Genomic DNA, 24,752 nt, shown 5'->3' with positions numbered 1-24,752 from the left:
ATGCGCATCGACGTGTTCACCGACCCCGCCGGCCGACCCGGCTCCGGCCCCTCCGGCGGCCCGTTCGGCAGCCCTGCCGACGGCGCGCCGCCCGACCTCACCGTCTTCGACAGCCCTGACGCCCGTGCCGACCCGGCGCTGCTGGAGCGCCTGCACGAGGGCACCGCGACCGCGGATCTCGCCGCCCCGCCCGTCGTGCTCCCCGACTTCTGCCACAAGAGCAAGTCCGAGATGCCCTCCAGCATCGCCGTCGCCACCCGGGACGCGATCCGCCCCGCACTCACCGACTCCGCGCTCAACTGCGGTATGGCGCTGGCCACTCTGGACCTGCCGCGGCCCGACCCGGCCGCCGTCGCCGACTTCTACGGCCGCGTCGGCCGGCGCTACCCGGACCCGCCCGGCTGGCGCTTCGAGCTCAGCCGCGAGGAGGTCCTGCGCGCCGCCGTCACCGGCGCGGACTTCGCCGCCGAGCGCTTCGGGCTCGACCGCGCCGACATCGACCGGGTCGAGGAGTTCGGCCGCCTGCCCGTCGAGGAGTTCGGCGGCGCCCACCGCGCCCGCCGGGAACTGCCCTGGGTCTGCGTCCAGCTCGCCCGGCTGCGGTTCGGCTCGATCGGCGCGAGCACCCACTTCCTGGAGCTGCAGGAGGTCGAGGAGGTCTTCGAGCCCGGGATCGCTGAGCAACTGGGCGTCCACCAGGGCCAGGTGACCCTGCAGTTCCACAACGGCGGCGGCGTCCTCACCGGCCAGATCGGCGAGTTGTACGCCCGGCGGAAGTCCGCGTCGCGGATGCTGCGGGCCGAGATGGCGGTGCAGAAGCCGCTGTCGCACTTTCTGGCCCGCTCGCCGCTGCGCGCGCGGCAACGCTACGCGGCCTACTTCACCGCGGGCTGCCCGTCCGTGGCCACCGACACCGACGAGGGCCGCCGGCTGCTGCTGGCCCAGCGGCTGTCCATGAACTACGGCTTCGCCTACCGGCTGGCCACCTATGCCGCCCTGCAGGAGTTCGCCGCGCAGGTGTTCGGCGCGAAGCTGCGCCTGGTCGTCGACTCGCCCCACAACTCCGTCTACGAGGAGACCGTGGACGGCCGCCCCGCCTATGTGCACCGCCACAACGCCGCGCGCGCCTGGACTCCGGAGCTGATGCGGGGTCACCCCGCCTTCGCCGCGACGGGACAGCCGCTCCTGGTGCCCGGCACCAACCGCACCTCCTCCTTCCTGTGCGTGCCCGCGCCGCAGGCGCACCGCAGCCTCTACACCGCCTGCCACGGCACCGGCAGCATCATCAGCGCCTTCGCCCGCGACGGCCGCTCCGGCGCGGACCCCCATGGTCGGCACACACTGCGCTTCGGCTACGGCGACGCCGCACCCCGGGAGATCCCCCAGCTCGACGACCGGGGCGTGGACGCGGCCCTGCGGATCCTGGTGGGCAACGGCCTGGTCCGGCCGGTCGCCCGGCTGCGCCCCTTCGCGGTGCTGACATGACGCCGACCCTGGCGGGCGCCCGCCCACGACCGGGAGCAGTCCTGCCACCGCTCCCGTCCCCGGCCGAGGCACGCGGCCCCCGGCGGGGCAGCGCCGAGCGGGCGGCCGTGACGGCCGCGTGCCTGGCCATGGTGTTCCAGCCGATCCTGCAGCCCACCGGCCCCGGCCACACCTCCCCGGTGGACCTGTTCACCCTGGCCACGCTCCTGCTGACCGGCGTCTGGGCGGCCACCAGCGGCCGCCGGCTGGGCGCCCCCTACCTGCTGCCGATGGGCCTGCTGGTCGTCGGCGGCGGCATCGCCGGACTGATCGGGCCGCTGCCCGGCGTCTCGCTGCTGCAGTTGGCCCAGGACCTGGTGCTGATCGCCTGGACCGCCGCCCTGTACAACCTCGCGCGCCTCCCGGGGGTGCTCCGCCGCCTGGCGACCGCGTTCGCGCTGGCGTCGATCGGCTGGGCGGCGCTGCTCGTCACCGCCTCCTTCGCGCACATCAGCGCCATCGAGGGCGTTTCCGAGACCGAGGGCAACCGGCTGCTGTTCACCTTCGGCGACCCCAACTACGCCGCCGCCTACTGGGTCGTCTCCCTCTTCGTCGTGCACGCCGTCCAGCGGCCCCGGAGCCGGGCGCTGCGCTGGACCGGATACGCGCTGCTGCTCTGGGCGTTCGCGCTGTCGGAGTCCAACGGCGGCCTGCTCGAACTCGCCGTCGGACTGGTCTTCCTGGGCGCGGTGGCGGTGTGGCGGCGGCACGGCCTGGTCGCCGCGGTGGCGATGGTGCTCGCCACGGGGGCGCTCGTCGGCGGGACGCTGCAGGTGGTGCCGCTCTCGACGGTGCAGAACTGGGCCGCCCAGTCGGGGCAGCCGCTGCTGGTCAACTCCCTTGGGCGGAGCGACAACAGCACCTCCCAGCGGAGCATCCTGGTGCAGGAGTCGCTGCAGCTGTACGACTCCGGGGGCCCGCTCGGCAGCGGCCCGCGCACCACCAAGCAGCTCCTGTACGACCGTCAGTACCCGTACGCCAAGGAGGCGCACGACGACTACCTGGCCGCGCTGACCGAACGCGGCCCGCTCGGGGTGGTCGGCATCGTCACCCTCGTCCTCGCCGCCGCCGTCCGCTGCGGCCGCGTGCTGCGGGCGCCGCCACAGCGGGGCCAGACCGCCGAACTGCCCCGGCCCGCAGGGCTGGTGGCCGCGCTGCTGGCGATGGGGGTGGCCGGCGCCTACTACCAGGTGCTGCACTTCCGCTTCGTCTGGATCCTGCTCGCCCTCGTCGCCGCGCTCGCTGCCGCGTCCCGTAACGACGCGTCAGGTCCGGACGCCGGTGGGAGGGACCGGACATGACCGACGCCGACCGCGCCGCGCGGACCGCCACCGCCGTCTCGGCCACGCGGTCGGAGCCCTCCCTCGGGCGGCGCGGCGTCCTGAGCAACCTGGCCGCCCAGGGGACCGCGCTGCTGGTGGTGTCCGTGGCCAGCCTGCTCGTCGCACGCCTGTCCGGCGCGGCCGTCCTCGGCGAGTACGCGCTGCTGCGGGTCCTGCCGTGGCTGGTCGGCGTGGTGGTGAGCTGCGGGCTGCCGGTCGCCTCCGCGTACTACCTGGCCGCCCGCCCGGACGACCGCCGGCTGCGGCCGACCCTGACGCTGCTGAGCGCCGCCGGAGCGGTCCTGGGCGTCGCCCTCTGGCTGGCCGCGAGTCCGCTGCTGCACCACGTGCTCTTCGCGGCGATGCCGCTGCGGCTGGTGGCGCTAATGGGCGTGGCCGTCGCCACCCAACTCACCACCGTGTGGGGCAAGGCGTGCTGCCAGGGGGCGGCGGACATGCGCGGCGCCAACCTCGTGATCGTCTGCGAGGAACTGCTCTTCCTGCCCGCCTACGGCATCGCCCTCGGCCTCGGCCTGCGCGGCATCGACGCGGTGGTCGCCGGTATCCTCGGCGGCGGCGTCGCCGCGACGCTCACGGCCCTGGTGCGTCTCGCGGTCACCGGCTTCGGCCGCGGCTGGGGCCGGCCGTCCCGGACGGCCGCCAAGGAGGTGCTCCAGTACGGGGCCCGGGGCCAGCTGGGCAACCTGCTGATGCTGGTGAACCTGCGCCTGGACTTCGTCATCCTGGGCGCGCTCGCCGGTCCCGCGGTCCTCGGCGTCTACGCCGTGGCGTCGAAGTTCGCCGAGCTGATGCGCCTGCCCGCGACGGCCCTCAACTACGTGCTCTACCCGCGCTTCGCGCGCCAGGAGCCGCGGCAGGCCGGCGAGGACGCCCGCCGGCTGCTGCCGCGCGCGCTCGCCGTCACGGTCGCGCTGACGCCCGTGATCGGCCTCTGCTCCGTCTTCGCGCTGCCGCTGCTCTACGGGCGGGAGTTCCGCAGCGCGGTGCTGCCGGCCTGCATCCTGCTGGTCGGGCTGGCGGTCGAGGGAGCCGCCGCCGTCTCCTCCGCGCACCTGTGCGGGGTCGGCCGTCCGGGCGCCAACTCGCTGGGCATGGCCACCGGCGTGGCGGTGACCGTGCTGCTCGACATCCTGCTGATCCCCCGTCACGGCGCGGTCGGCGCCGCCGTCGCGTCCAGCGCCGCCTACCTGGTGGCGACCGGGATGCTCACCACGATCAGCCGCGCCGTCACCCGGCGCGCGGCCCTGCCGCCCTGTCCCACCTGACGGCACCACGACCGGAAGGAGCCACCATGTCCGCCCCCGAGGCAGCAGCCCCCGCAGGCCGCGTCGTCTTCGTCGGCGCCGTGCACGAGGCCCGACCCGCCCTGGCCGCGCTGCTCGACGACCCCCGGGCCCGCGTCGTCGCCGTCGCCACCACCCCGCCGGACCACGGCAGTTCGCCGTCCGGGCGGACCGACCTCGCCCCGGCGGCCGCGGCGGCCGGGGTGCCGCTGCGACCCCCCGCCGACCTCAACGCGCCCGCGACGGTGGCCCGGATCCGCGCGCTCGCGCCGGACCTGCTCGTCGTCGTCGGCTGGACCCGGCTGCTCGGCGACGCGCTGCTGGCCGTGCCGCGTCACGGCTGCGTCGGCTTCCACGCCTCGCTGCTGCCCCGTCACCGCGGTCGCGCACCGGTCAACTGGGCGATCCTCAAAGGCGAATCGGTCACCGGAAACACCATGATGCTGCTGGACCCGGGCGTGGACACCGGGGACATCGTGGACCAGCGCCTCGTCGCGATCGGCCCGGAGGACACCTGCGCCTCCGTCTACCGGCGCGTCGCCCACGCCGGCGCGCAGATGCTCGTCCAGCACCTGCCCGCACTGCTGGCCGGCACCGCCCCACGCCACCCCCAGGACCCCGACGAGGGGGACGTACTGCCGCGCCGCACCCCGGAGATGGGCGTGGTCGACTGGGCGCAGCCCGCCCGCGTCGTCCACGACTGGGTCCGCGCGCTCACCCTGCCCTACCCCGGAGCGTTCTCCGCGCTGGGCGGCCGCCGGGTGATGCTCTGGCACACCCGGCTGCCCGACGACGCGCAGCCACGCGGCCCGGCGGGGACCGTCCTCGCCCTGGAGCCGGACGGCGTGCGCATCGCCACCGACCCGGGCAGCGTCGTCGTCACCGCCATGTCCGCGCGCGGCGAGGCACCGCGCCGTGCCGCACCCTGGTGCCGTGCGGCGGGGATCCGGCCGGGCCTGCGCTTCGAGCCGGTCCCGCCCGCGCTGGCGCGCTGGGCCCGCGGCGAGGGCCCGCGTCCGGTGGGGGTGACCGTGCCATGAGCCCGGCACCCACCCGTCGCACCACGGTGCTGGTCGTCGCGGCCCATCCCGACGACGAACTCCTCGGCGCGGGAGGCACCTTGGCCCGGCACGCGCTGGCCGGCGACCAGGTCCACGCGCTCGTCCTGGCCGACGGGGCCACCAGCCGTTACGCCGACGGCATGGACGAGGTGCTGGCCAAGTGCGCGCACCGGGCCGCCGAGGTGCTCGGCCTGGCCTCGCTCCGGATGCTGTCGCTGCCCGACCAGCGCCTGGACGTCCTGCCGCTGGTCCAGGTGACCGCGCAGGTCGAGGCCGTCGTCGCGGAGTTGAAGCCTCGCGTGGTCTACACGCACTTCCCCGGCGACGCCAACGCCGACCACGCCGTGGTGGCCCGGGCCGCCTGGACCGCCTGCCGTCCCTACGTGCTGCCGGGGCTGCGGCGGTTCGCCGTCTTCGAGACCCCCTCCTCCACCGAGTGGGGCTGGCCGGTGCAGGGCGGCGGCATCAGCGGCTTCGCCCCCACCGTCTACACCGACGTGGCCGGCACGCTGGAGCGCAAGCTCGACGCCATGGCCTGCTACGGCACGGAGTTGCGGGACTATCCGCACCCCCGCTCGCTGCGCGCCCTGCGCGAGCGGGCCGCCTACTGGGGCAGCCACGTGGGCCTGGCCGCGGCCGAACCCCTGCAGCTGCTGCGGGAGGTGGCACCGTGACCGTCGTCCGGTCGGCGACCGCCTTCCATCACGCCCACAGCGGGGTCCGCCCCGACACGCACCTGCGGCGCTGCGTGGACGTGGCCATCTCGCTCACCCTGTTGACCTTGCTGCTTCCGGTACTGCTGCTGCTCGCGTGCGCGGTCCGGATCGACAGCCCGGGGCCGGCCGTCTACCGCCAGCAGCGCGTCGGGCGCGGCGGACAGCCGTTCACCATCTGGAAGTTCCGCACCATGGTCGCCGACGCCGACCGCGTCGGCCCGGCCGTCGACGGCACGGACGACCCGCGGATCACCGCGCTCGGCCGCCGGCTGCGCGCCGCGCGCCTCGACGAACTGCCGCAGCTGGTCAACCTGTTGCGCGGCGACATGACACTGGTCGGCCCTCGGCCGGAGGTCGCCCGGTTCCTCCCCTGCTACACGGCGCGGGAACGCGAGCTGCTGCGGGTCCGCCCCGGCGTCATCGGCCCCGGCGCGCTGCTGTTCGCGGCCGAGCAGGCCGACGAGCTGTGCGCCGCCGCCGACCCCGACGCCTATTACGCCGCCCACCACCTGCACCCGAAACTCGCCCTGGACCTGGCCTACCTGACGGACCGCCGGCTCCGCACCGACCTGCGCCTGGTGCTGCGCGCGGCGGGCGTCGTCGGCGCCCAGGCCCACTGAGCCCCGGACCCGGGTCCGGACCGGGCCCCGGCGGCCGCCGCCCGGTCCTTGCTGTCGTGGCCCTGGGCGTTGTGCTGCGCGAACACCGCCTGAAGCGCCGCCGGCGCGGCGGACAGGGCCACGTCGTCGCGCTGCGAGCCCCAGCTGTAGACCTGGTCGAACGCCGGGTGCGGGACCAGCCGCTGCCACAGCGTCAGCATCGAGGCCGCCTGGTCCGGCGTGGGCAGCAGCCACGGGGCGCCCTCGTCGTCCCGCCACCGGCCGCCGCCGAAGGCCTGGTACACCGGTACGAGAGCGGAGAGCGGCCAGCCGATCGAGGTGGCGGCCCGGACGAAGGTCGGGATCTGGGACAGGTCGCAGCCGTGCAGCTCGGACCGGCACGGGTAGGGGTCGATGCCGACCAGGTCGATGTGCGTGTTGCCGGGGGTGTAGGAGTCGCCGCGGTTGGTGTAGTCGGGGCGGGCCGCCATGCCGAGGTTCATCATCAGGAAGAAGGTCTTCCGGCCGGGGTCGTGGCGGTGCAGGTAGTCGCTCTCGGCGGCGAGGTGCGCGGCCGGGCACATCCTCTTCCACCGCCCGTTGGGGTCCGGTTCGTCGAGCAGGTAGTACCCGAACACCTTCGGCGAGTGCAGGTAGGGCCGCACGGTGTCGGCGAACGCGGGCGTGGCTCCGTCGCAACGCCCCAGCCAGACAAGGGCCTTGACCCCGGGCGGCAGGTGGCCCAAGTCCGCCGGCGAGGTCACCTCGGCGAGGTCGAAGCCGAGCGCGCCGGGCGCGAAGCTGTGGTCGGCGGCGAAGTTGTCGTTGGACGCCTCGTGCAGCGTCCGCCCCCACGGGGCCGCGGTGCTCGACTGCGTCGGGGCGGACCCCGCGTTCCCGCCCGGCTCGCTCACCGCGGCGGGCACCGCGATCGCGACGGCGGCCGCGGCGACGGCCGTGACCACCATCCGTCCCGCGACGACGCGGCTCGGCATGAGCACACCTCCTGTGCCGGACAGCGCCCCCCGCACGGCGGGCGGAGCCCTCAGGTCCTCAGGCTATGCCCGCTCCTGGGCGCCGCCCCCGGCACGGCGCCCGGCTACCGCGAATGACGCAGACGGTCCTGCGCCTTCCCCCGTAGGGGTGAGACCCGGGCCCGTACGGCGGCACAAGGCTGGCGCGCCCCGCGCGCCGCCCCCTGTACTGGGGGCTGTCGCCCTCCTGGAAAGGCCCGTCCCATGGCGCGCTACCGGTTGACGCTGCGTTGGCTCCTCACCGCGGCCCTCGTCCTCCTCGGCCTCGGCGCCCTCCCGACCACGGCCCACGCCGCGCCCGGCTACGTGCAGGGACAGGCCTTCACCACATCGGGCCGGGTGCCCTCGCTCTCGGTCGGCCTCAGCGGCGCGGTCGGCTCCGGCCACCTGCTGGTCGGCTGGTTCGCCGAGTACAACGCGACCGGCCAGGTGCAGGTCTCCGACAACGTCAACGGCGCCTGGACCCGGGCTCCGGGCTCGACGGCCTTCCAGAACGACACCGGCGACATCGCGCTGTACTACGTCGCCAACGCCAAGGCCTCCAACGGCCTGACGGTCACCGTGACGGCCTCCGCCCCCGCGTACTTCCAGGGCGCGCTCGCGGAGTACGCGGGCGTCGCCGTCGCCGGGCCGCTGGACCAGATCGTGTCCAGCCGCGGCGTCGGCACCGCCGTGGACACCGGCCCCACGCCTTCGGTGGCGGCCGGCGAGCTGGTGTACTCCGCGCTCATCACGGGCGGCAACCCGGCCTCGGTCACGCCCGGCTCCAGCCAGGGCCTCGCGTACACCGCGCGCAACCGCACCGCCTCGGGTTCCGCCTTCGAGGAGGACATCGCCGCCGGCGCGGCCGGCGCGCAGCGCGGCACCGCGACCCTGGGCGCGAGCACCGACTGGTACGCCGTCGTCGCCACGTTCCGCCCCGCCTCCACCCAGGACCAGGTGCCGCCGACCGTCCCGGCCAACCTGCACACGACCAGCGTCGCGGCGACCAGCGTCAGCCTCGCCTGGAACGCCTCGACGGACAACGTCGGCGTCACCGGCTACACCGTCTACCGCAACGGCGTCCAGCTGGCGACGACCGCTCCCGCGACGACCACCTACACCGACCAGAGCGTCGCCGCCGGGACGTCGTACACCTACACCGTCGACGCCTTCGACGCGGCGGGGAACCACTCCGCGCAGTCCTCGCCCCTTGCGGTGACCACGCCCACCGCCTCCCCGGCCTTCGTCCAGGGCGCGGCGAACTCCCCCGGCACCCGGACCACCACGGCGACGCTGACGCTCACCTCCCCGGTCACCGCGGGCCACCTGCTGGTCGGCTGGGTCGCCCAGTACGACTCCGCGGGCCAGGTGCAGGTCTCCGACAGCGTCAACGGGGCGTGGACCCGCGCCCCGGGTGCCTCCGAACACTTCGGCAACGGCGGCGGCGACATCGCCCTGTACTACGTGCAGAACGCGAAGGCCGCCCCCTCGCTGACCGTGACGCTCAGCGCCTCCTCCCCCACCTACCTCCCGGGTGCGATCGCCGAGTACTCCGACGTGGCCCTGACCAACGCCCTCGACCAGACCGCGGTCGGCCAGGGCAACGGCACCGCGGTCGACTCCGGCCCGACCGCGACCACGCCCGGCGGCGAGCTCGTCGTCGCCGGACTGATCACCGGCGGCCAGCCGCTGACGGTGACTCCGGGCAGCAGCCAGGGCGTCCCCTACACCATGCAGGTCTTCAACGGCAGCCGGTCCACGGACATCGCGGGCATCCTCTCCAGCGCGCCCGGCCCGCAGAACGCCCGCTTCACGATGGCCACCAGCACCGACTGGTACGCGGTCGCGGCAACCTTCCGCCCCGACCCGCCGGCCTGCGGCCACGGGCAGCGGCACGGCCACAAGCACGGGCACCGCCCGGTCACGGCGACTAGCCCTCGCGGGAGATGAGTTCGGTCAGTCGCTCGGCCGACATGGGCTGGCCGAAGTGCCAGCCCTGGGCCCAGTCACAGCCCATGGCGCGCAGCCGGCTCGCCGCGGCGGCGTTCTCGACGCCCTCGGCCGTCACCTTGAGCCCGAGCGTGTGGGCGAGGCCGACCAGCCCGTAGACGATACGGCTGCCCAGCCGGTGCTGGGCGCCGTCGCGGTGCAGGTCCTCGACGAAGGAGCCGGCGATCTTGAGTCCGCTCACCGGCAGGTCGGTGAGGTAGGCCAGGTTCGACCAGCCGGTGCCGAAGTCGTCCACCGCCAGCGACACGCCCTCCGCCACCAGGTCGTGCAGCACCCGCAGCGCCTCGTCCTCGGTCCCCACCACCGTGCTCTCGGTGATCTCCAGCTGCAGCCGGGCCGGGTCGAGACCCGTCGCCCGCAGGATCGACCGCAGGTCCCGCACCAGCCCCGGGCTGCGCGCCTGACGCACCGCCAGATTGACGTTGACCTGCGGGGCGGCGTCACCGAACTGCTTCTGCCACTGCGCTGCCTGCTCGCAGGCGCGTTCCAGCACCCACCGGCCCAGCGGAATGATCAGGCCGGTCTCCTCCGCCGTGGCGACGAACTCCTCCGGGCCGAGTACGCCCAACTGCGGGTGGCGCCAGCGCACCAGGGCCTCGACGGCGCGCAGCCGTCCGTCGGTGAGCGAGACCAGGGGCTGGTAGTCGACGTAGAACTCGCCGCGGTCCAGGGCCATGGGCATCCGCACCGACACCGCGTAGCGGCTGACCGACCGGGCGGTGGCGGTCGGGTCGTAGAGCACCCAGCGGCCGCGGCCGCCCTCCTTCGCCCGATACAGCGTCAGATCGGCCGCCCGGACCGCCGCTCCGGGCGTGGTCACCGCGACGCGGCGCTCGAAGACGCCGATGCTGGCGCCGACCGACAGCCGGTGCGCGCCCACCTGGACCGGCTGCACCAGCGCCGCCAGCACCGCCTTGGCCGCGGCCACCGCCTCCTGCTCGCCCCGGCTGTGCTCCAGCAGCACCACGAACTCGTCGCCGCCGAGCCGGGCCACCAGGTAGCCGAGGGGGCCCAGCGCCTGTCCCAGCCGCGAGGCCACCGCGGCGAGCAGCCGGTCACCGGTCTCGTGCCCGAGGCTGTCGTTGACCACCTTGAACCCGTCCAGGTCCACGTAGCAGAGCCCCACCCGCGCGTCCGGCTCCGGCGCCTCGAACAGCGCCTCCAGCCGTTCGAAGAAGGCGACCCGGTTGGGCAGTCCGGTGAGCGGGTCGTGGGTGGCCTGGTGGCGCAGCCGCTCCTGCAGCCGGTGCCGGTCGGTGATGTCCTCCAGCATCGCCACCTGGTAGCGCGGGCTGCCGTCCTCGTCGCGGATCAGCGAGACCGTCAGATGCGTCCACACCACCTCACCGTCGCGCCGGTAGTACGGTTTGTCCGCCTGGAACGAGTCCCGTTCCCCGGCGACGAGTTCGGCGTACGCCTCCCAGACGCCGGGGGTGTCCTCGGGGTGCATCAGCTGGCCGACGTTGAGCCCCCGGATGTCGTCCTCCGCCTGGGCGCCGAACAGTTCCAGCAGCGCGTTGTTGACCGCCAGGATGTTCCCCTCCAGGTCACCGATGCCGATGCCGACCGCCGCGTGCTCGAACAGCGCGCGGAACCGGGCCTCGGAGGCGCGCAGCCGCCGCTCGGTGTCCGCGCGGGCGCGGTCTGCGGCCAGCCGGATCGACTCCTGTTCGGCGAGGGTGCGTTCGCGCAGCGCGCTGGACCAGCCGACGGCGAACGCGGCGGCGGTCTCGTGCCGGTGCTGCTCGGAGCCGGGCCGCTCCAGCAGCAGGTGCAGGGCTTCGCCGAGCACGGCGGGGTCGGTGAAGTGTGCGCCCACCAGCGCCTCCCCGGCACGGATCGCCCCGTCGCCAGGGACCGGCGAGCCGAGCAGTTCCGCGGTGCGGCCCGCGAGCCGGCGCAGCGCCCGCGGGTTGAGCACGACGCCCTGTTCGGCGAGGAGCCTGCTCCACTCGGTCGGGAAGTCGAACTGCCGTCCCACGGCGGTGGTTTCACGGATGCCCTGGTCCCCGGCCGCGCGGTGCGGTTCGGCGGCGGACGTCATCGGCGCCACCCCACGCCGGCCAGGCCGACCATGCGCTCGGGGTGGTCGCCCACGGTCGACGGATCGTCAGGTCGCCACTCGGACAGGTAGACCAGGCCCGGTTCGACCAGGTCGAAGCCGTCGAAGAAGGCGAGCACCTGGTCGTGGCTGCGCATGGTGAGCGGGGTCGGCGTGCGCGCGTACAGGCCCTGGTGGGACTCCGCCTGGTCGGGGCGGCCCTCCAGCGAGGCGTGCGAGAGGGCGAGCGCACTGCCCGGCGGGAGCGCCGCGGCGAGCCGGCGGACCAGGGCGTGCGGGGCGTCGGCGTCCTGCACGAAGTGGAGGATGGCGACCATCATCAGGCCCACCGGCTCCCCGGCGTCCAGCAGTCCGGCCACGGCCGGGTGCCCGAGCAGGGTCTCGGTGTCGCGCAGGTCGGTCTGGACGACGGCGGTCAGCGGGTCGTCGCCGAGGATCGCCCGGGAGTGGGCGACGGCCACCGGGTCGTTGTCGACGTAGACCACCCGCGCGCCGGGGCGCACCTCCCGGGCGACCTCGTGGACCGCGCCGAAGGTCGGGATCCCGGAGCCGATGTCGAGGAAGCGGGTGACGCCGTGCTCCGCCAGGTACTGCACCGAGCGGCGCAGGAAGGCGCGGTTGGCCCGCATGATGGCGGGCAGGTCCGGCCACATGGCGATGGCCTGCCGGGCCATCTGCCGGTCCACGGCGAAATTGTGCGAGCCGCCCAGGTAGTAGTCGTACACACGGGCCGCGTTGGGCCGGGTGGTGTCGGTCCCCTCCGGGACCCATTCCGCGCGTGGCATCGTCGTCGCCCCCGACAAGATGAGTGGCCCAAAGGCTGAGCGGCCCGCAACCGACCGGCCGTCTCCGTGTCCCGGGCACAGCGTGCCGAACACACCAAAACTCCTACCATGTCAGATACGCCGCAACCGGGATGGTGGCCATGGCCGCGAGGATCGAGGACTACGCGCTGCTCGGCGATCTCGAGACCGCCGCCCTGGTCGGCCCGGACGGCTCGGTGGACTGGCTCTGCCTGCCCCGGTTCGACTCCCCCGCCTGCTTCGCCGCGCTGCTCGGCGACGACCGCCACGGCCACTGGCGGCTGGCCCCGGCGGACGGCCCGCCGCGCTGCACGGCCCGCCGCTACCGGGGGGACACCCTGGTCCTGGAGACCCGCTGGGACACGCCCGACGGCAGCGTCCGGGTGCTGGACCTCATGCCGCACCGGGACCGGCACCCGCGGCTGCTGCGCGTCGTCGAGGGCCTGAGCGGCCGGGTGCCGATGCGGGCCGACCTGCGGCTGCGCTTCAACTACGGCCGGGTGGTGCCCTGGGTGCGCCGGACCGGCCACCACCGCGTGGCGGTCGCCGGGCCGGACTCCGCCTGGCTGCGGGTGCCGCCGGGCGCCCACACCTGGGGCGTGGACGGCTGCACCAGGTGCGAGTTCGAGGTGGCCGCGGGGGAGCGGGCCACCCTGGCGCTCACCTGGCAGCCCTCGCACCTGGGCACGGTCGGCCGGCTGGACCCGGACGAGCTGCTGCGCGCCACGGAGCAGCAGTGGACCGAGTGGTCGGCCCGCTGCGACTACCAGGGCCCGGCGCGCGAGGCGGTGCTGCGCTCCCTGATCACCCTCAAGGCCCTCGTCTACGCGCCCACCGGCGGCGTCGTTGCCGCGCCCACGGCCTCGCTGCCGGAGCGGATCGGCGGCAGCCGCAACTGGGACTACCGCTTCTGCTGGCTGCGCGACTCCAGCCTCACCCTCAACGCCCTGCTGCGCAGCGGCTACCGGGCCGAGGCCGCCGCCTGGCGGCGCTGGCTGCTGCGCGCGATCGCGGGCGACCCGGCCGACCTGCAGGCGGTGTACGGCGTCGCCGGGGAGCGAGCCCTGCCGGAGACCCGGGCGGACTGGCTGCCCGGTTACGCGGACTCGGTGCCGGTCCGCCTCGGCAACGCCGCGGTCGGCCAGTTGCAGCTGGACGTGTACGGGGAGGTGCTGGACACCCTGCACCTGGCCTGGTCGGCGGGGATCCCGATGGAGCGTCAGGTCTGGTCGCTGGTGCGGGTGCTGATGGAGGGTCTGGCGTCCCGTTGGCGGGAGCCGGACGAGGGGCTGTGGGAGATCCGGGACGCCCGCCGCCACTACGTGCACTCCAAGGTGATGTGCTGGGTCGCCGCGGACCGGGCCGTGCGGCTGGCCGAGGGCACCGGGCTGCCGGCTCCGCTGGACGGCTGGCGGGCGCTGCGCGACGCCGTGCGGGCGGACGTGCTGGCGTACGGGGTGGACCCGCACCGGGGCGTCCTGGTGCAGGCGTACGGTTCGACGGCGCTGGACGCCTCCGCGCTGCTGGTGGCGCGCAGCGGTCTGCTGCCGCCGGANTGCCGCCGGACGACCCGCGGCTGGCCGGCACGGTCGAGGCCGTCCGCGGCGAGCTGGACCACGGCGGCCTGATCCGCCGCTACACCGCGCCGGACGGGCTGCCCGGCTCCGAAGGCGCCTTCCTGGCCTGCGCGTTCTGGCTCGCGGACGCGCTGGGCGTGGTGGGCCGGACCGAGGAGGGCCGGGAGCTGCTGGACCGCTGCCTGGAACTGGCCAGCGACGTCGGGCTGTTCGCCGAGGAGTGGGACCCGTGCACCGGCCGGCACCTGGGCAACCACCCGCAGGCGTTCACCCATGTCGCGCTGGTCAACGCCGCCCTGTCGCTGCGCGCTCAGTCCGAGTCGAGGCTGTGCGCGACGGGGTGACGCGGCTCGTAGAGCGGCAGTTCCGCTCCGCTGGGCATCCGTACGGCGGCCAGGACGCCCCAGCCCTGGTCGGCGGGCTCGCGCACCACCTCGACGCCCTGCGAGGCCAGTCCGGCGACCACGGCGCGGACGTCGTCGCACATGAGGTAGAGCTCGTCCCGGGGCGGTCCCTCCGACGGGTGGACCGCGACCTCGGCCGGGGGCAGCTTGAAGATCAGCCAGCCGTGGCCCGCGTCGACGTAGGGGAACCCGAGCACGTCCCGGATGAAGGCCCGGTCCGCCTCGGCGTCGTGGCTGTAGAGGATCACGTGTGCGCCAGTGAACACACGCCCCATCAGACACGACCGCCCCGCGCCGGGCACTGGACGACACGCCGGGTCTCCGCCCAGAATGCATACCGAATGTTCGGTCGGTCATCAGGGAGACGCCATGAAACTCGGCGAGCCGCTGCCGGAACAGCTCAAGGACGCCGGCGAACGGCTCGACCGCGCGGAGCTGGAAGCCCTCCAGCTCGAGCGGCTGCGGTGGACCCTGCGCCACGCCTACGACCACGTCGAGCTGTACCGGCGCAAGTTCGACGCCGCCGGGGTCCACCCCGACGACTGCCGCACCCTGGCCGACCTCGCCCGCTTCCCCTTCACCACCAAGGCCGACCTGCGCGAGGGCTACCCCTTCGGCATGTTCGCCGTCCCCATGGACCAGGTCCGCCGCGTCCACGCCTCCAGCGGCACCACCGGCCGCCCCACCGTCGTCGGCTACACCGAGCACGACCTCGACGTCTGGGCCGACGTGGTGGCCCGCTCCATCCGGGCGGCCGGCGGGCGGCCCGGCCACAAGGTGCACATCTCCTACGGCTACGGCCTGTTCACCGGCGGCCTCGGCGCCCACTACGGCGCCGAGCGGGCCGGCTGCACGGTGATCCCCGCCTCCGGCGGCATGACGGCCCGTCAGGTCCAGATCATCCAGGACTTCCGCCCCGAGATCATCATGGTGACGCCGAGCTACATGCTCACCCTGCTCGACGAGTTCGAGCGGCAGGGCGTCGACCCGCGCTCCACCTCGCTGCGGGTCGGCGTCTTCGGCGCCGAGCCGTGGACCGAGGAGATGCGCCGCGAGATCGAGGAGCGCGCGGACCTGCACGCCGTCGACATCTACGGCCTGTCCGAGGTGATGGGGCCGGGGGTGGCCCAGGAGTGCGTGGACACCAAGGACGGCCTGACGGTGTGGGAGGACCACTTCCTGCCCGAGGTCGTCGACCCCGTCACCGACGCGCTGCTGCCCGACGGCGAGAGCGGCGAACTGGTCTTCACCACGCTGACCAAGGAGGCGCTGCCGGTCGTCCGCTACCGCACCCGGGACCTGACCCGGCTGCTGCCCGGCACCGCCCGGCCCGCGTTCCGCCGGATCGAGAAGATCACCGGCCGCTGCGACGACATGGTCATCCTGCGCGGCGTCAACCTCTTCCCCAGCCAGATCGAGGAGTTGGTGCTGCGCACCCCGGGCCTGTCCCCGCACTTCCAGCTGGAGCTGACCCGCCAGGGCCGGATGGACGCCATGACCGTCCGTGTCGAGGCCCGCCCCGACGCCGACGCCGCGGTGCGCGCCGCCGCGGCGGACGACGTCCGCCGGGCCGTCAAGGACGGCATCGGCGTCACCGTCGGCGTTGAGGTGGTGGACCCGGAGACGCTGGAGCGCTCGGTCGGCAAGCTCAAGCGGCTGCGCGACCTGCGCCGGCCGCAGTCCTGATCGGCCCACCCGGCAGCGCAGTTGACGGAGCCTCGGGTAGGGTCTGGCCGACACTCACAAGATCCCTACTTCTGGCCAGGAGCCATGATGAGCATCTTCGAACGCGCCCTCTCGGCCGTCGAGACCGGCACCGAGACCGTCCACGAGGCGGTGAGCGAGTTCCTGGAGAACCGCGCGGCGGCGCAGCTCTTCCTCAAGCTGGGCATCGCGGCCTACGCCGAGAACCGCCTCGGCGGCACCCACGAGCCGGTGGAGAAGATACTCGCGGCCCTGGACGCCCACGCGGAGAAGTACGGCATCGTCGACCTGGACGACCTGAAGGCGGCCCACGAGGTCCTGGACAAGGACTTCCTGGCCGCCCACTCGGTGGACGACTGAGGCGGCCCGCGCGGACCGGCGGCGGTACCCTGCTGCCGCTGCCGGTCCGCCGCCGCGGTGCGAGAGTTGACCCAGGGGCATCCGGTCCCCCTGGAGGCGAGCAGCATGAACGAGCAGCCGAAACCGGTCCGCAACCGGACCTGGACGGTGACCGTGGACATCGTCGAGGAGGGCGACGACGAGACCCGCGTCCACGCGGTCCTGGACACCGGCGAGCAGGTCCTGGAGAGCAGGGCGAACGCCCGCCGCAACCCGCACGACACGCCCGTCCCGGTGATCGGCGAGGAGTTCGCCGTGGGCCGGGCCCTGGTCGGCCTCGGCTACCAGCTGCTCCGCACCGGCACCGTGGACGCGGCCGCCGACGACATCGCCATCCACAGCCGCTGAACCGTCCCCAGCCACTGACCTGTCCTCGGTCGCGGAGCCGGCCCGGGGCCGGGACCAGGGGTCAGCTCTTCTCCCTCAGGTCCGCCGTCAGGTGGCCGAGCCAGCCCCGGAGTTCGTCACGGGAGTGCTCGTGGCCGGCGCACAGCGCGTCGACCTGCGCGTCGGTCAGTCCTTCGGGGCCGCGGGCGTCCAGCAGCCGGGCCAGGCAGTCCAGCAGCGACCCCAGCCGCTCGCCGTCCTCGTGCTCCAGCTCGACGGGCATCGCGTGCTGCCCCAGCTTCGTGGATCCGGGCATCTCGCCCTCCTTCGCAGGGTCCTGGGCCGCCCCCAGTCCACCGTAGCCCCGGCGGCGCGCGGGCGTCCCCGGCCGGGGCTACGGTGGTGGGCATGGGAGAGCGCTCGGGCGCGCCCGGCGCGCCGCAACTCGTACTCGAGACGGCCGGCGACTCACAGGTGATGAGCCCCAGCCGCGCCTACCAGGTCGGTCGCGACCCGCTCAGCGACATCGTGCTCACCGACCCCCGGGTCTCCTGGCACCACGCGATCCTGCACGCCGACCACGACCACTGGGTCTGCGACGACGTCGGCAGCTCCAACGGCACCTTCGACGACGCCGGGCACCGCGTGATCCACCTCGATGTCGGCCCCGGCACCGTGCTGCACTTCGGCAGCTTCACCGACGGCCCCTGGGCCGCGCTGGCCGCGCTGCCCGAGCCGACCCGGATGCAGCCCCAGCCCTCCGCGCTGACCCGCCTGACCGGCGCCTTCCGCCAGCCGACCACGATCCGGCCGGCGCCCGTCCGCGCCGTGCGCATCGGCCGGGCCCGGGACAACGACCTGGTCCTGGACGACCTGGTGGTCTCCCGTCACCACGCCGAGCTGAGCCGCCGCCCCGACGGCGGGTTCCAGATCACCGACCTGGACAGCCACAACGGCACCTATGTCAACGGCAGCCCGGTCACCACCGCTCCCCTCGGCCCGGACGACCTGGTCGGCATCGGCCACTCACTGTTCTGCCTGGTCGGCGACCAGCTGCAGGAGTGGCTGGACACCGGCGAAGTCTCGCTCCGCGTCGAGGAGTTGGCGGTCCACGTGGGCGGCGGCCGGACCCTGCTGGAAGGCGTCACCTTCCCCATCGCCGAGAAGAGCCTGCTGGCGGTCGTCGGCCCTTCCGGCGCCGGCAAGTCCACGCTCCTCGGCGCGCTCACCGGGCTGCGCCCCGCCGACACCGGCTCCGTCCGCTACGACGGCCGCGACCTCTACCGGGACTACGCCGAGCTGCGCCAGCGCATCGGCCTGGTCCCGCAGGAGGACATCCTGCACACCCAGCTGACGGTCCGTCGGGCCCTCGGCTACGCCGCCGAACTGCGCTTCCCGGACGACACCGCCAAGGCCGAGCGCGAGGCCCGGGTGGACGAGGTGATCCAGGAACTGGGCCTGTCCCAGCGGGCCGACCTGGTCATCTCCCGCCTCTCGGGCGGACAGCGCAAGCGCGTCAGCGTGGCCCTGGAACTGCTGACGAAGCCGTCCCTGCTCTTCCTCGACGAGCCCACCTCCGGCCTCGACCCCGGCATGGACCGCTCGGTGATGCACATGCTGCGCGGCCTGGCCGACGACGGCCGCACCGTCATCGTGGTCACCCACAGCGTGCTGAGCCTCAGCGTCTGCGACCGGCTGCTGATGCTCGCGCCCGGCGGCCGGATCGCCTACTACGGGCCGCCGGACGACGCCCTGCCCTACTTCGGCTGCGACGACTGGCCGGCCGCCTTCGAGGCCTTCGAGGAGCAGCCCGGCCGGGACTGGGCCGGCCAGTTCCGCGCCTCCGAGCCCTACCGCGCCTACATCACCGACGCCATGGGCCAGCAGCGGCCCACCCGCGCCCCGGCCGAGACGCCGCCGCCCGAGCCGCCCAAGGCGCAGAGCTGGGGTTCCCAACTGTCCACGCTGGTGCGGCGCTACGCGGCCGCGCTGTCCTCGGACCGCACCTTCCTGGTCGTCATGATCGCGCTGCCCTTCGTGATGGGCGCCATGGCCCGGGCGCTCGCGGGCAGCAGGCTGGACCAGTCCACGGCGCTCAACGCGCTGCTGATCCTGTGCGTCGGCGCCGTGCTGACCGGCGCCGCCAACTCGGTCCGCGAGCTGGTGAAGGAACGGGTGATCTACCGCAGGGAACGCGCGGTGGGGCTGTCCCGCTCCGCCTACCTCTGCTCGAAGATCGTCGTGCTGGGCACCGTCACCGTCGTCCAGGCGGTGGTGCTCACCATGGTCGGCCTGGTCGGGGTGCGGCTGAGACCGCCCGGGGCCGGCGGCGTCTTCCTGCCGCCGCTGGTCGAACTGACGCTGGCGGTGGCCCTGTTGGCGTTCACCGCGATGATGCTGGGGCTGCTGGTCTCCGCGCTGGTGCCGCGCGAGGAGATCACCATGCCGCTGCTGGTGCTGCTGGCGATCGTCCAGGTCGTCTTCTGCGGCGCGCTGCTGAAGCTGCACGGCGTCCCCGGCCTGGAGCAGCTGGCCTGGCTGGTGCCCGCCCGGTGGGCCCTGGGCGCCATGGCCGGCACGGTCGACCTGCGCCATCTGGTCCCCGGCAGCATCGGCGCCGACCCGCTCTTCGCGCACCGGCCCGGGACCTGGCTGCTGTGCATGGGCATGCTGCTCGTCCTGTCCGTCGTCTTCGGCGCGGTGGTCTCCGTGCTGCTGCGGCGCCAGGAGCCCGCGGTCATGCGCCGCAGGTGAGCCGGGCAGGCGCGAGGAGAGCCGATGGACGAGCCGGAGTTCCGCCCGACGCACGTCGTCCCGCCCGACGGGCTTCCCAGCTGGTCCGCCCCCGACCCGGCGCAGCCCTCGGTGCCGCTCGACCCGGTGCTGCCGGTCCGGCTGACCGAGGTGATCGGCGACTGGGGCCACGTCACCTGCTCGAACGGCTGGCAGACGTGGGTGGACAGCAGGCTGCTGGTGGCTCTGCCGCAGCAACCGCCGCGCACCCCCAACGCCCTTGCCCCGGCCGGGGATCCGCGGCCGCTGCTGCGGCGCGTCGAGGAGGCCGTCCAGGCGTACCGCCAGGCGCTCGACGACCTCGCGGAGGGCCGGATCTCCCGTGAGGCCTTCGCCGACCGGATCCGCGGGCACCGGGTGGGCGCAGTGCTGGACGGCGAGTCGGCCTGGCTGCTGGACCTGGAGCAGGAGTGCTGGTTCTACGCCCGGGCCGGGCAGCTCCAGCCGCACGCGGCGGTGTCCATCCCCGGCGAGCGCGAGGGGCGGCAGAGCGCGGTGGACCACGCGCCGACGCAGGCGGGTGAGCCCTGATGGGCGGCCTGCCGGTCGGCGCGGCCGGGGAGCGCGTCGCCGGCTACCAGCTGGAGCAGGAGATCGGCCGCGGCGGCATGGCCGTCGTCTACCGCGCCCGGGACCTGCGCCTGGACCGGACCGTCGCGGTCAAGCTGCTGGCCCCGGGGCTGGCGGACAACGACGTCTTCCGCAAGCGGTTCATCTCCGAGTCGCGGGCCGCGGCCGCGATCGACCACCCCAACATCATCCCGGTCTTCGAGGCGGGCGAGAGCGAGGGCGTCCTCTTCATCGCCATGCGCTTCGTCCGCGGCCGGGACCTGCGCGTGCTGCTGGACCGCGAGGGGCCGCTGGGACTGCCGCAGACGCTGCGGATCGCCGCCCAGCTCGCCTCGGCCCTGGACGCCGCGCACAGCCGCGAACTCGTGCACCGAGACGTGAAGCCCGGCAACGTGCTGCTGGCCGAGGGCACCGACAGCGACCACCCCGAGCACGTCTACCTCACCGACTTCGGGCTGACCAAGCGCTCCTCCTCGCTGACCGGTCTCACGGCCGTCGGCCAGTTCGTCGGCACCGTCGACTACGTCGCGCCCGAGCAGATCTCCGGCAGGCCGGTGGACGGCCGCTGCGACGTCTACAGCACCGCCTGCGTACTCTTCGAGGCGCTGTGCGGGGAGCCCCCCTTCCGCCGCGGCGACGACCTGGCGAGCCTCTGGGCCCACCTGCACGACGACGCGTCGAGCCTGACGGAGCGTCGGCCCGAGCTGCCCGCCGGACTCGACGAGGTGTTCGCCCGCGCCCTGGCCAAGGAGCCGGACCAGCGCCACGGCTCCTGCCTGGAACTGGTCGCCGCCGTGCGGGCGGCGGCCCGGGGGGAACCGCACGACGAGCCCCGGGTCCTGCACGACGCCACCCAGTTGGTCCGCGCCACGCAACTGGTGGCGGCGGCTCCGCTGCCCGAGCCTCCGGCCTGGGCGGCTCCCGTGTTCGCTGTCCCGCGCCCAGGTGAGGTGCCGCGATGACGACCCAGCCCCCTCCGCCCCCGTCCGGCCCGCAGTCGGGGCCGCCGTCCGGTCCCCTGTCCGGAGGCCGCTCCGGTCCGCGCTCCGGCCCTCGGTCGGGACCGCCCTCGGGCGCCTCCGGCCCGCCGAGCAGGCCGCCGGGACCGCCGGGACCGCCCGGCCCCCCGGCCAATCCGCCGGGCGCCTCCCGCTACCACGGCCGTCCCTGGTGGCGTCGGCCGGGCACCCTGGTGCTGGGGGTGGTGCTGGTCGCGCTCGCCACCGCGCTGTCCCTGGTCCTGGCGAACCGCCAGGCCAGCGCCCAGGTCCTGCTCCAGCCCACCGGTTCGACCGGGCCCGACCCGTTCACCACCGCGAAGACCACCGGGGCCGGGCCCGCCTCCCCCACCGCGACGGCCTCCGGGGGCACCGTCTCCGGCAACGCGGTCGGCCTCTACGGCGGCAGTACCAAGGTGTCCAGCTGCGACGTCCCCCAGCTGCAGTCCTTCCTCACCACCCACGCCGACAAGGGCACCGCCTGGGCCCAGGTCGAGGGCATCGACACGGGCCGGATCCCCGACTACCTGCACGCGCTGACCCCGGTGGTGCTGCGCACCGACACGCGCGTCACCAACCACGGCTTCCGCGACGGGTCCGCCACCACCTTCCAGTCCGTCCTCCAGTCCGGCACCGCCGTTCTGGTGGACCGTCAGGGCGTGCCCCGGGTGCGCTGCGCCTGCGGCAATCCGCTGACGCCGCCCTCGGCGGCGAGCAGCGCGCACTTCACCGGCACCACCTGGTCCGGCTTCCAGGCCGACCGCGTCGTCACCGTCTCCCCCGCGCCGTCCGCGCTCGAGTGGGTCGTCCTCTACGACCCGGCGACCGGCACCTGGTTCGTCCGCCCGGTCGGCACCCACGGCGGCCACGACACCCCGACCGCGCATCCGAGCAGCACCTCGCCGAGCGCCTCGGCGTCCACGTCCACCTCCGCGTCAGGCTCCTCCTCGGGCAGCGGTTCCCCGTCCACGGGCAGCAGTTCGGGCAGCAGCTCGGGCAGCGGTTCCGGCAGCGGCTCGGCGGGCACCACCGGCCCGGGCGCCGGCACCGCCACCGGCGGGACCACCGGCGGCGCAACCGGCAACGGCGGTACGAGCACTGAGGTACCGTCAGGTGGCGGCGGCGCCACCACCGCCCCCGCGCCCGCGACTTCGCCCTGAGGAAGGACGGCCCGATGAGCGAGCAGGCACCCCCTCCCTACGAACCGGTCGACGAGGACTGGCAGACGGCACTCGCCGTCGTCGCCCACCCCGACGACATGGAGTACGGCGCGGCCGCCGCGGTGGCCCGCTGGACCGGCCAGGGCAAGCGCGTCGTCTACGTGATGGCCACCCGCGGCGAGGCCGGCATCGACGGCATGGACCCGGACGAGGCCGCCCGGGTGCGCACCGCCGAGCAGATCGCCTCGGCGGCCGTGGTCGGCGTGGACACCGTCGAGTTCCTCGACTTCCCCGACGGGGTCATCGAGTACGGGCTGCCGCTGCGCCGCGCCATCGCCCGCTCCGTACGGCAGCACCGCCCCGACGTCGTGATCACCACCAACTTCCGGGACACCTACGGCGGCGTGTTCCCCAACCAGGCCGACCACATCGCCGTGGGCCGCGCCGCCCTGGACGGCGTCCGGGACGCGGGCAACCGCTGGGTCTTCCGCGACCTGGCCGAGTCCGAGGGCCTGGCGCCGTGGAACGGCGTGCGGCTGCTGCTGGCCGCAGGATCCCCCGCCGCCGCGCACGCCGTGGACACCACCGCGCACTTCGACCTCGGCGTGGCCTCGCTCAAGGAGCACAAGGCCTACCTGGACGGCCTCGGCGGCGCGATGGCCCAGCCGGACGAGTTCCTGGAGTCCTTCGGCCGGATGGCCGGCAGCCGCCTGGGCACCACCTACGCCGCCGCGTTCGAGGTCATTCGCCTGACGATGTGACGGCGGACGGACTTCCCTGCGGTTCGTCGGAGTCGTCCTGTCCCCGCTGTCCCGGTCCCCGCTGTCCCGGTCCCTGCTCTCCCGGTCCCTGCGGCGCGGCGGGCGGCACCAGTTCGCGGGCGAGCAGCGTGCCGCCCGCGACCCCACCCGGCATCGCCACGACGGCCACGAAGGGCACCAGGAACAGCAGCGCCAGCGGCGCCCCGAAGCCGAGCGCCAGCCACAGCCGCGCCCGCAGCAGCCGCACCCGCTGACGGAACGTCAACCCGCGCCGGTCCAGCGCCACCCCGGCCAACTGCTCGGTCAGGAAGAAGCCGGAGACGCACACCCCGATCGCCGGGACCACCGTCTGCCCGACCAGCGGCAGGAAGCCCGCGACGAACAGCAGCACGCCGAAGCCCGCCGCCAGCAGCACGGACGCCAGCCCGTCGCGTATCGCGGAGCCGAACTGCTGCGCCGGCGAGCGGCGCGGGGCGTCCGGTGCGCCGCCCTCCATCCGCTCGACGCGCTCGGCGAGCGACTCGTAGAAGGGCTGACCGAGCACCAGCGTCACCGCGGTGAAGGTGACCACCGCGAGCAGCAGCCCTCCGCAGACCAGCAGCACCGCGACCACCACCCGAAGCGTGCCGCGCCCGTCCGCGTTCCAGCCGTCGGCGAAGGGAGTGGCCCACCGCGCCAGGTCGCCCGACCAGGCCACCAGCGACACGACCGCGCCGAGGTAGAGCACCAGAGCGACCAGCCCGGGCAGCAGGCCGAAGGCCCACCAGCGGGGATGCCGGACCACCCAGCGCTGTCCCTTCAGCAGATGGGCGAAGCCCGTTCCGAGATCACGCATGCGGGCAGTCTGCCAGCCTACGCTGACAGGCATGGCAGACAGCGGTGAGTTGGTGCAGACCCGGCGGCACGGCCGGGTGCTCGAAGTGCGGATCTGCCGCGAGGAGCGGCGCAACGCGGTGGACCGGCGGGTGGCCGACGGCCTGGACGCCGCCTTCAACCTGCTGGAGGACGACCCGAAGCTGTGGGTCGGCGTGCTCACCGGAACCGGACGGGTCTTCTCCGCCGGCAGCGACCTGACCGCCGGCGGCGACTACGTCACCGAACGCGGGGGCGCCTACGGCCTGGTCCGGCGGCAGCGGCGCAAGCCGCTCATCGCGGCGGTCGAGGGCGCGGCTCTGGGCGGCGGACTGGAACTCGTGCTCGCCTGCGACCTGGTGGTGGCCTCCACCTCGGCCCGGTTCGGCCTGCCCGAGGTCAAGCTGGGCCTGGTGGCCCGCTGCGGCGGCCTGTTCCGCGGGCCGCGGGCGCTGCCGGTCAACCTGGCCCGGGAGATGGTGCTGACCGGGGACCCGATCGACGCCCAGCGCGCGCACGCGCACGGCCTGGTGAACCGGCTCACCGCGCCCGGCCACGCGCTGCCGACCGCACTCGAGCTGGCCGACCGGATCTGCGACAACTCCCCCTCCGCGGTGCGTGCTTCGCTCGCCGCGATGGACGCGGTGCTGTCCGGTGACGACCCCGCCGCGTGGGCGGCCACGGAGAAGGCGGACGCCGACGCGCTGGCCGCCCCGGACGCGGCGGAGGGCGTCGCCGCCTTCCTTGAGCACCGCCGCCCGCGCTGGACCTCGGCCTGACACGACGTCAG

The 24,752-nt window shown here is 74.5% G+C and carries 22 protein-coding genes and 1 pseudogene; 17 read left to right on the top strand and 6 right to left on the bottom strand.

Annotated elements, in window-relative coordinates; genetic code table 11:
* From ACFP3V_RS28675 to ACFP3V_RS28650, 6 genes are read left to right on the top strand one after another with little or no spacing between them, the layout of a single operon-like run.
* Entirely contained in the window at positions 1-1,485 is a 1,485-nt protein-coding gene (locus ACFP3V_RS28675; protein WP_380589649.1) for an RtcB family protein, read from the top strand.
* Positions 1,482-2,825: an O-antigen ligase family protein gene (locus tag ACFP3V_RS28670; protein ID WP_380589647.1), complete on the top strand. Its 1,344-nt coding sequence runs from the start codon at positions 1,482-1,484 to the stop codon at positions 2,823-2,825. The genes ACFP3V_RS28675 and ACFP3V_RS28670 overlap by 4 nt, the downstream gene beginning before the upstream one ends.
* Positions 2,822-4,132: an oligosaccharide flippase family protein gene (locus ACFP3V_RS28665; protein WP_380589644.1), complete on the top strand. Its 1,311-nt coding sequence runs from the start codon at positions 2,822-2,824 to the stop codon at positions 4,130-4,132. The genes ACFP3V_RS28670 and ACFP3V_RS28665 overlap by 4 nt, the downstream gene beginning before the upstream one ends.
* Positions 4,133-4,158: 26 nt before the next feature.
* Complete coding sequence (locus ACFP3V_RS28660; RefSeq protein ID WP_380589641.1) at positions 4,159-5,190, top strand: methionyl-tRNA formyltransferase; 1,032 nt, start codon at positions 4,159-4,161, stop codon at positions 5,188-5,190.
* A complete protein-coding gene (locus tag ACFP3V_RS28655; RefSeq protein ID WP_380589638.1) occupies positions 5,187-5,885 on the top strand; it encodes a PIG-L deacetylase family protein in 699 nt (232 codons plus the stop codon). Before ACFP3V_RS28660 ends, ACFP3V_RS28655 begins: the two co-directional genes overlap by 4 nt.
* Positions 5,882-6,547, top strand: coding sequence for a sugar transferase (locus ACFP3V_RS28650; RefSeq protein ID WP_380589635.1), 666 nt, complete (start codon positions 5,882-5,884; stop codon positions 6,545-6,547). Before ACFP3V_RS28655 ends, ACFP3V_RS28650 begins: the two co-directional genes overlap by 4 nt.
* On the opposite strand, the gene ACFP3V_RS28645 is transcribed toward ACFP3V_RS28650, so the two are convergent.
* Positions 6,466-7,521, bottom strand: coding sequence for a hypothetical protein (locus ACFP3V_RS28645; RefSeq protein WP_380589632.1), 1,056 nt, complete (start codon positions 7,519-7,521; stop codon positions 6,466-6,468). The genes ACFP3V_RS28650 and ACFP3V_RS28645 overlap by 82 nt on opposite strands.
* 243 nt (positions 7,522-7,764) lie before the next feature.
* Here ACFP3V_RS28645 and ACFP3V_RS28640 point away from each other — a divergent pair, with 243 nt between their 5' ends.
* Positions 7,765-9,492 (top strand): fibronectin type III domain-containing protein, encoded by a 1,728-nt coding sequence (locus ACFP3V_RS28640; RefSeq protein WP_380589629.1) that lies wholly within the window; start codon positions 7,765-7,767, stop codon positions 9,490-9,492.
* Here ACFP3V_RS28640 and ACFP3V_RS28635 read toward each other — a convergent pair.
* Together ACFP3V_RS28635 and ACFP3V_RS28630 are read right to left on the bottom strand one after the other, a co-directional pair.
* Positions 9,473-11,596, bottom strand: coding sequence for a putative bifunctional diguanylate cyclase/phosphodiesterase (locus ACFP3V_RS28635; protein ID WP_380589626.1), 2,124 nt, complete (start codon positions 11,594-11,596; stop codon positions 9,473-9,475). The genes ACFP3V_RS28640 and ACFP3V_RS28635 overlap by 20 nt on opposite strands.
* Positions 11,593-12,399 (bottom strand): SAM-dependent methyltransferase, encoded by an 807-nt coding sequence (locus ACFP3V_RS28630; RefSeq protein WP_380589623.1) that lies wholly within the window; start codon positions 12,397-12,399, stop codon positions 11,593-11,595. Before ACFP3V_RS28630 ends, ACFP3V_RS28635 begins: the two co-directional genes overlap by 4 nt.
* Positions 12,400-12,539: 140 nt before the next feature.
* On the opposite strand from ACFP3V_RS28630, the pseudogene ACFP3V_RS28625 reads away from it, so the two are divergent.
* Positions 12,540-14,338: pseudogene (locus ACFP3V_RS28625) on the top strand (glycoside hydrolase family 15 protein).
* Here the strand turns inward: ACFP3V_RS28625 and ACFP3V_RS28620 are convergent.
* Entirely contained in the window at positions 14,305-14,664 is a 360-nt protein-coding gene (locus tag ACFP3V_RS28620; RefSeq protein WP_380589620.1) for a VOC family protein, read from the bottom strand. The pseudogene ACFP3V_RS28625 and the gene ACFP3V_RS28620 overlap by 34 nt on opposite strands.
* A gap of 103 nt (positions 14,665-14,767) precedes the next feature.
* Here ACFP3V_RS28620 and paaK point away from each other — a divergent pair, with 103 nt between their 5' ends.
* The 3 genes from paaK to ACFP3V_RS28605 all read left to right on the top strand — a co-directional run bounded on the left by paaK (position 14,768) and on the right by ACFP3V_RS28605 (position 16,849).
* Positions 14,768-16,084 carry a phenylacetate--CoA ligase PaaK gene (paaK, locus tag ACFP3V_RS28615; RefSeq protein ID WP_380589617.1) on the top strand — a complete coding sequence of 439 codons (1,317 nt, stop codon included), beginning with the start codon at positions 14,768-14,770 and terminating at the stop codon, positions 16,082-16,084.
* An 87-nt stretch (positions 16,085-16,171) separates the two neighbouring features.
* Positions 16,172-16,462 (top strand): hypothetical protein, encoded by a 291-nt coding sequence (locus tag ACFP3V_RS28610; RefSeq protein WP_380589614.1) that lies wholly within the window; start codon positions 16,172-16,174, stop codon positions 16,460-16,462.
* A 105-nt stretch (positions 16,463-16,567) separates the two neighbouring features.
* Positions 16,568-16,849 (top strand): dsRBD fold-containing protein, encoded by a 282-nt coding sequence (locus ACFP3V_RS28605; protein ID WP_380589611.1) that lies wholly within the window; start codon positions 16,568-16,570, stop codon positions 16,847-16,849.
* Positions 16,850-16,910: 61 nt separating this feature from the next.
* Here the strand turns inward: ACFP3V_RS28605 and ACFP3V_RS28600 are convergent, their stop codons facing one another.
* A complete protein-coding gene (locus ACFP3V_RS28600) occupies positions 16,911-17,144 on the bottom strand; it encodes a hypothetical protein (RefSeq protein ID WP_380589608.1) in 234 nt (77 codons plus the stop codon).
* A gap of 92 nt (positions 17,145-17,236) precedes the next feature.
* On the opposite strand from ACFP3V_RS28600, the gene ACFP3V_RS28595 reads away from it, so the two are divergent.
* The 5 genes from ACFP3V_RS28595 (at position 17,237) to ACFP3V_RS28575 (ending at position 23,110) form a co-directional block, all read left to right on the top strand.
* Positions 17,237-19,582: an ATP-binding cassette domain-containing protein gene (locus tag ACFP3V_RS28595; protein WP_380589605.1), complete on the top strand. Its 2,346-nt coding sequence runs from the start codon at positions 17,237-17,239 to the stop codon at positions 19,580-19,582.
* A gap of 24 nt (positions 19,583-19,606) precedes the next feature.
* Entirely contained in the window at positions 19,607-20,152 is a 546-nt protein-coding gene (locus ACFP3V_RS28590; RefSeq protein WP_380589602.1) for an SH3 domain-containing protein, read from the top strand.
* Positions 20,152-21,153 carry a serine/threonine-protein kinase gene (locus ACFP3V_RS28585; RefSeq protein WP_380589600.1) on the top strand — a complete coding sequence of 334 codons (1,002 nt, stop codon included), beginning with the start codon at positions 20,152-20,154 and terminating at the stop codon, positions 21,151-21,153. The genes ACFP3V_RS28590 and ACFP3V_RS28585 overlap by 1 nt, the downstream gene beginning before the upstream one ends.
* A gap of 239 nt (positions 21,154-21,392) precedes the next feature.
* A complete protein-coding gene (locus tag ACFP3V_RS28580) occupies positions 21,393-22,349 on the top strand; it encodes a DUF6777 domain-containing protein (protein ID WP_380589597.1) in 957 nt (318 codons plus the stop codon).
* A gap of 14 nt (positions 22,350-22,363) precedes the next feature.
* Entirely contained in the window at positions 22,364-23,110 is a 747-nt protein-coding gene (locus ACFP3V_RS28575; protein ID WP_380589594.1) for a PIG-L deacetylase family protein, read from the top strand.
* Here ACFP3V_RS28575 and ACFP3V_RS28570 read toward each other — a convergent pair.
* Positions 23,091-23,945, bottom strand: a complete 855-nt coding sequence (locus ACFP3V_RS28570) for an EI24 domain-containing protein (protein WP_380589591.1) — start codon at positions 23,943-23,945, stop codon at positions 23,091-23,093. The two genes, ACFP3V_RS28575 and ACFP3V_RS28570, sit on opposite strands and share 20 nt — an antisense overlap.
* Positions 23,946-23,976: 31 nt before the next feature.
* On the opposite strand from ACFP3V_RS28570, the gene ACFP3V_RS28565 reads away from it, so the two are divergent.
* Positions 23,977-24,741: an enoyl-CoA hydratase-related protein gene (locus ACFP3V_RS28565; RefSeq protein ID WP_380589588.1), complete on the top strand. Its 765-nt coding sequence runs from the start codon at positions 23,977-23,979 to the stop codon at positions 24,739-24,741.
* The last annotated feature ends 11 nt before the right edge of the window (positions 24,742-24,752 follow it).

It is taken from the genome of Streptacidiphilus monticola (assembly GCF_042658505.1).
In the GTDB taxonomy this organism is placed as follows: Bacteria; Actinomycetota; Actinomycetes; order Streptomycetales; family Streptomycetaceae; genus Streptacidiphilus; species Streptacidiphilus monticola.
Note: the sequence above shows the minus strand (reverse complement) of the source record. Positions and strands in the feature narration are given on the sequence as shown.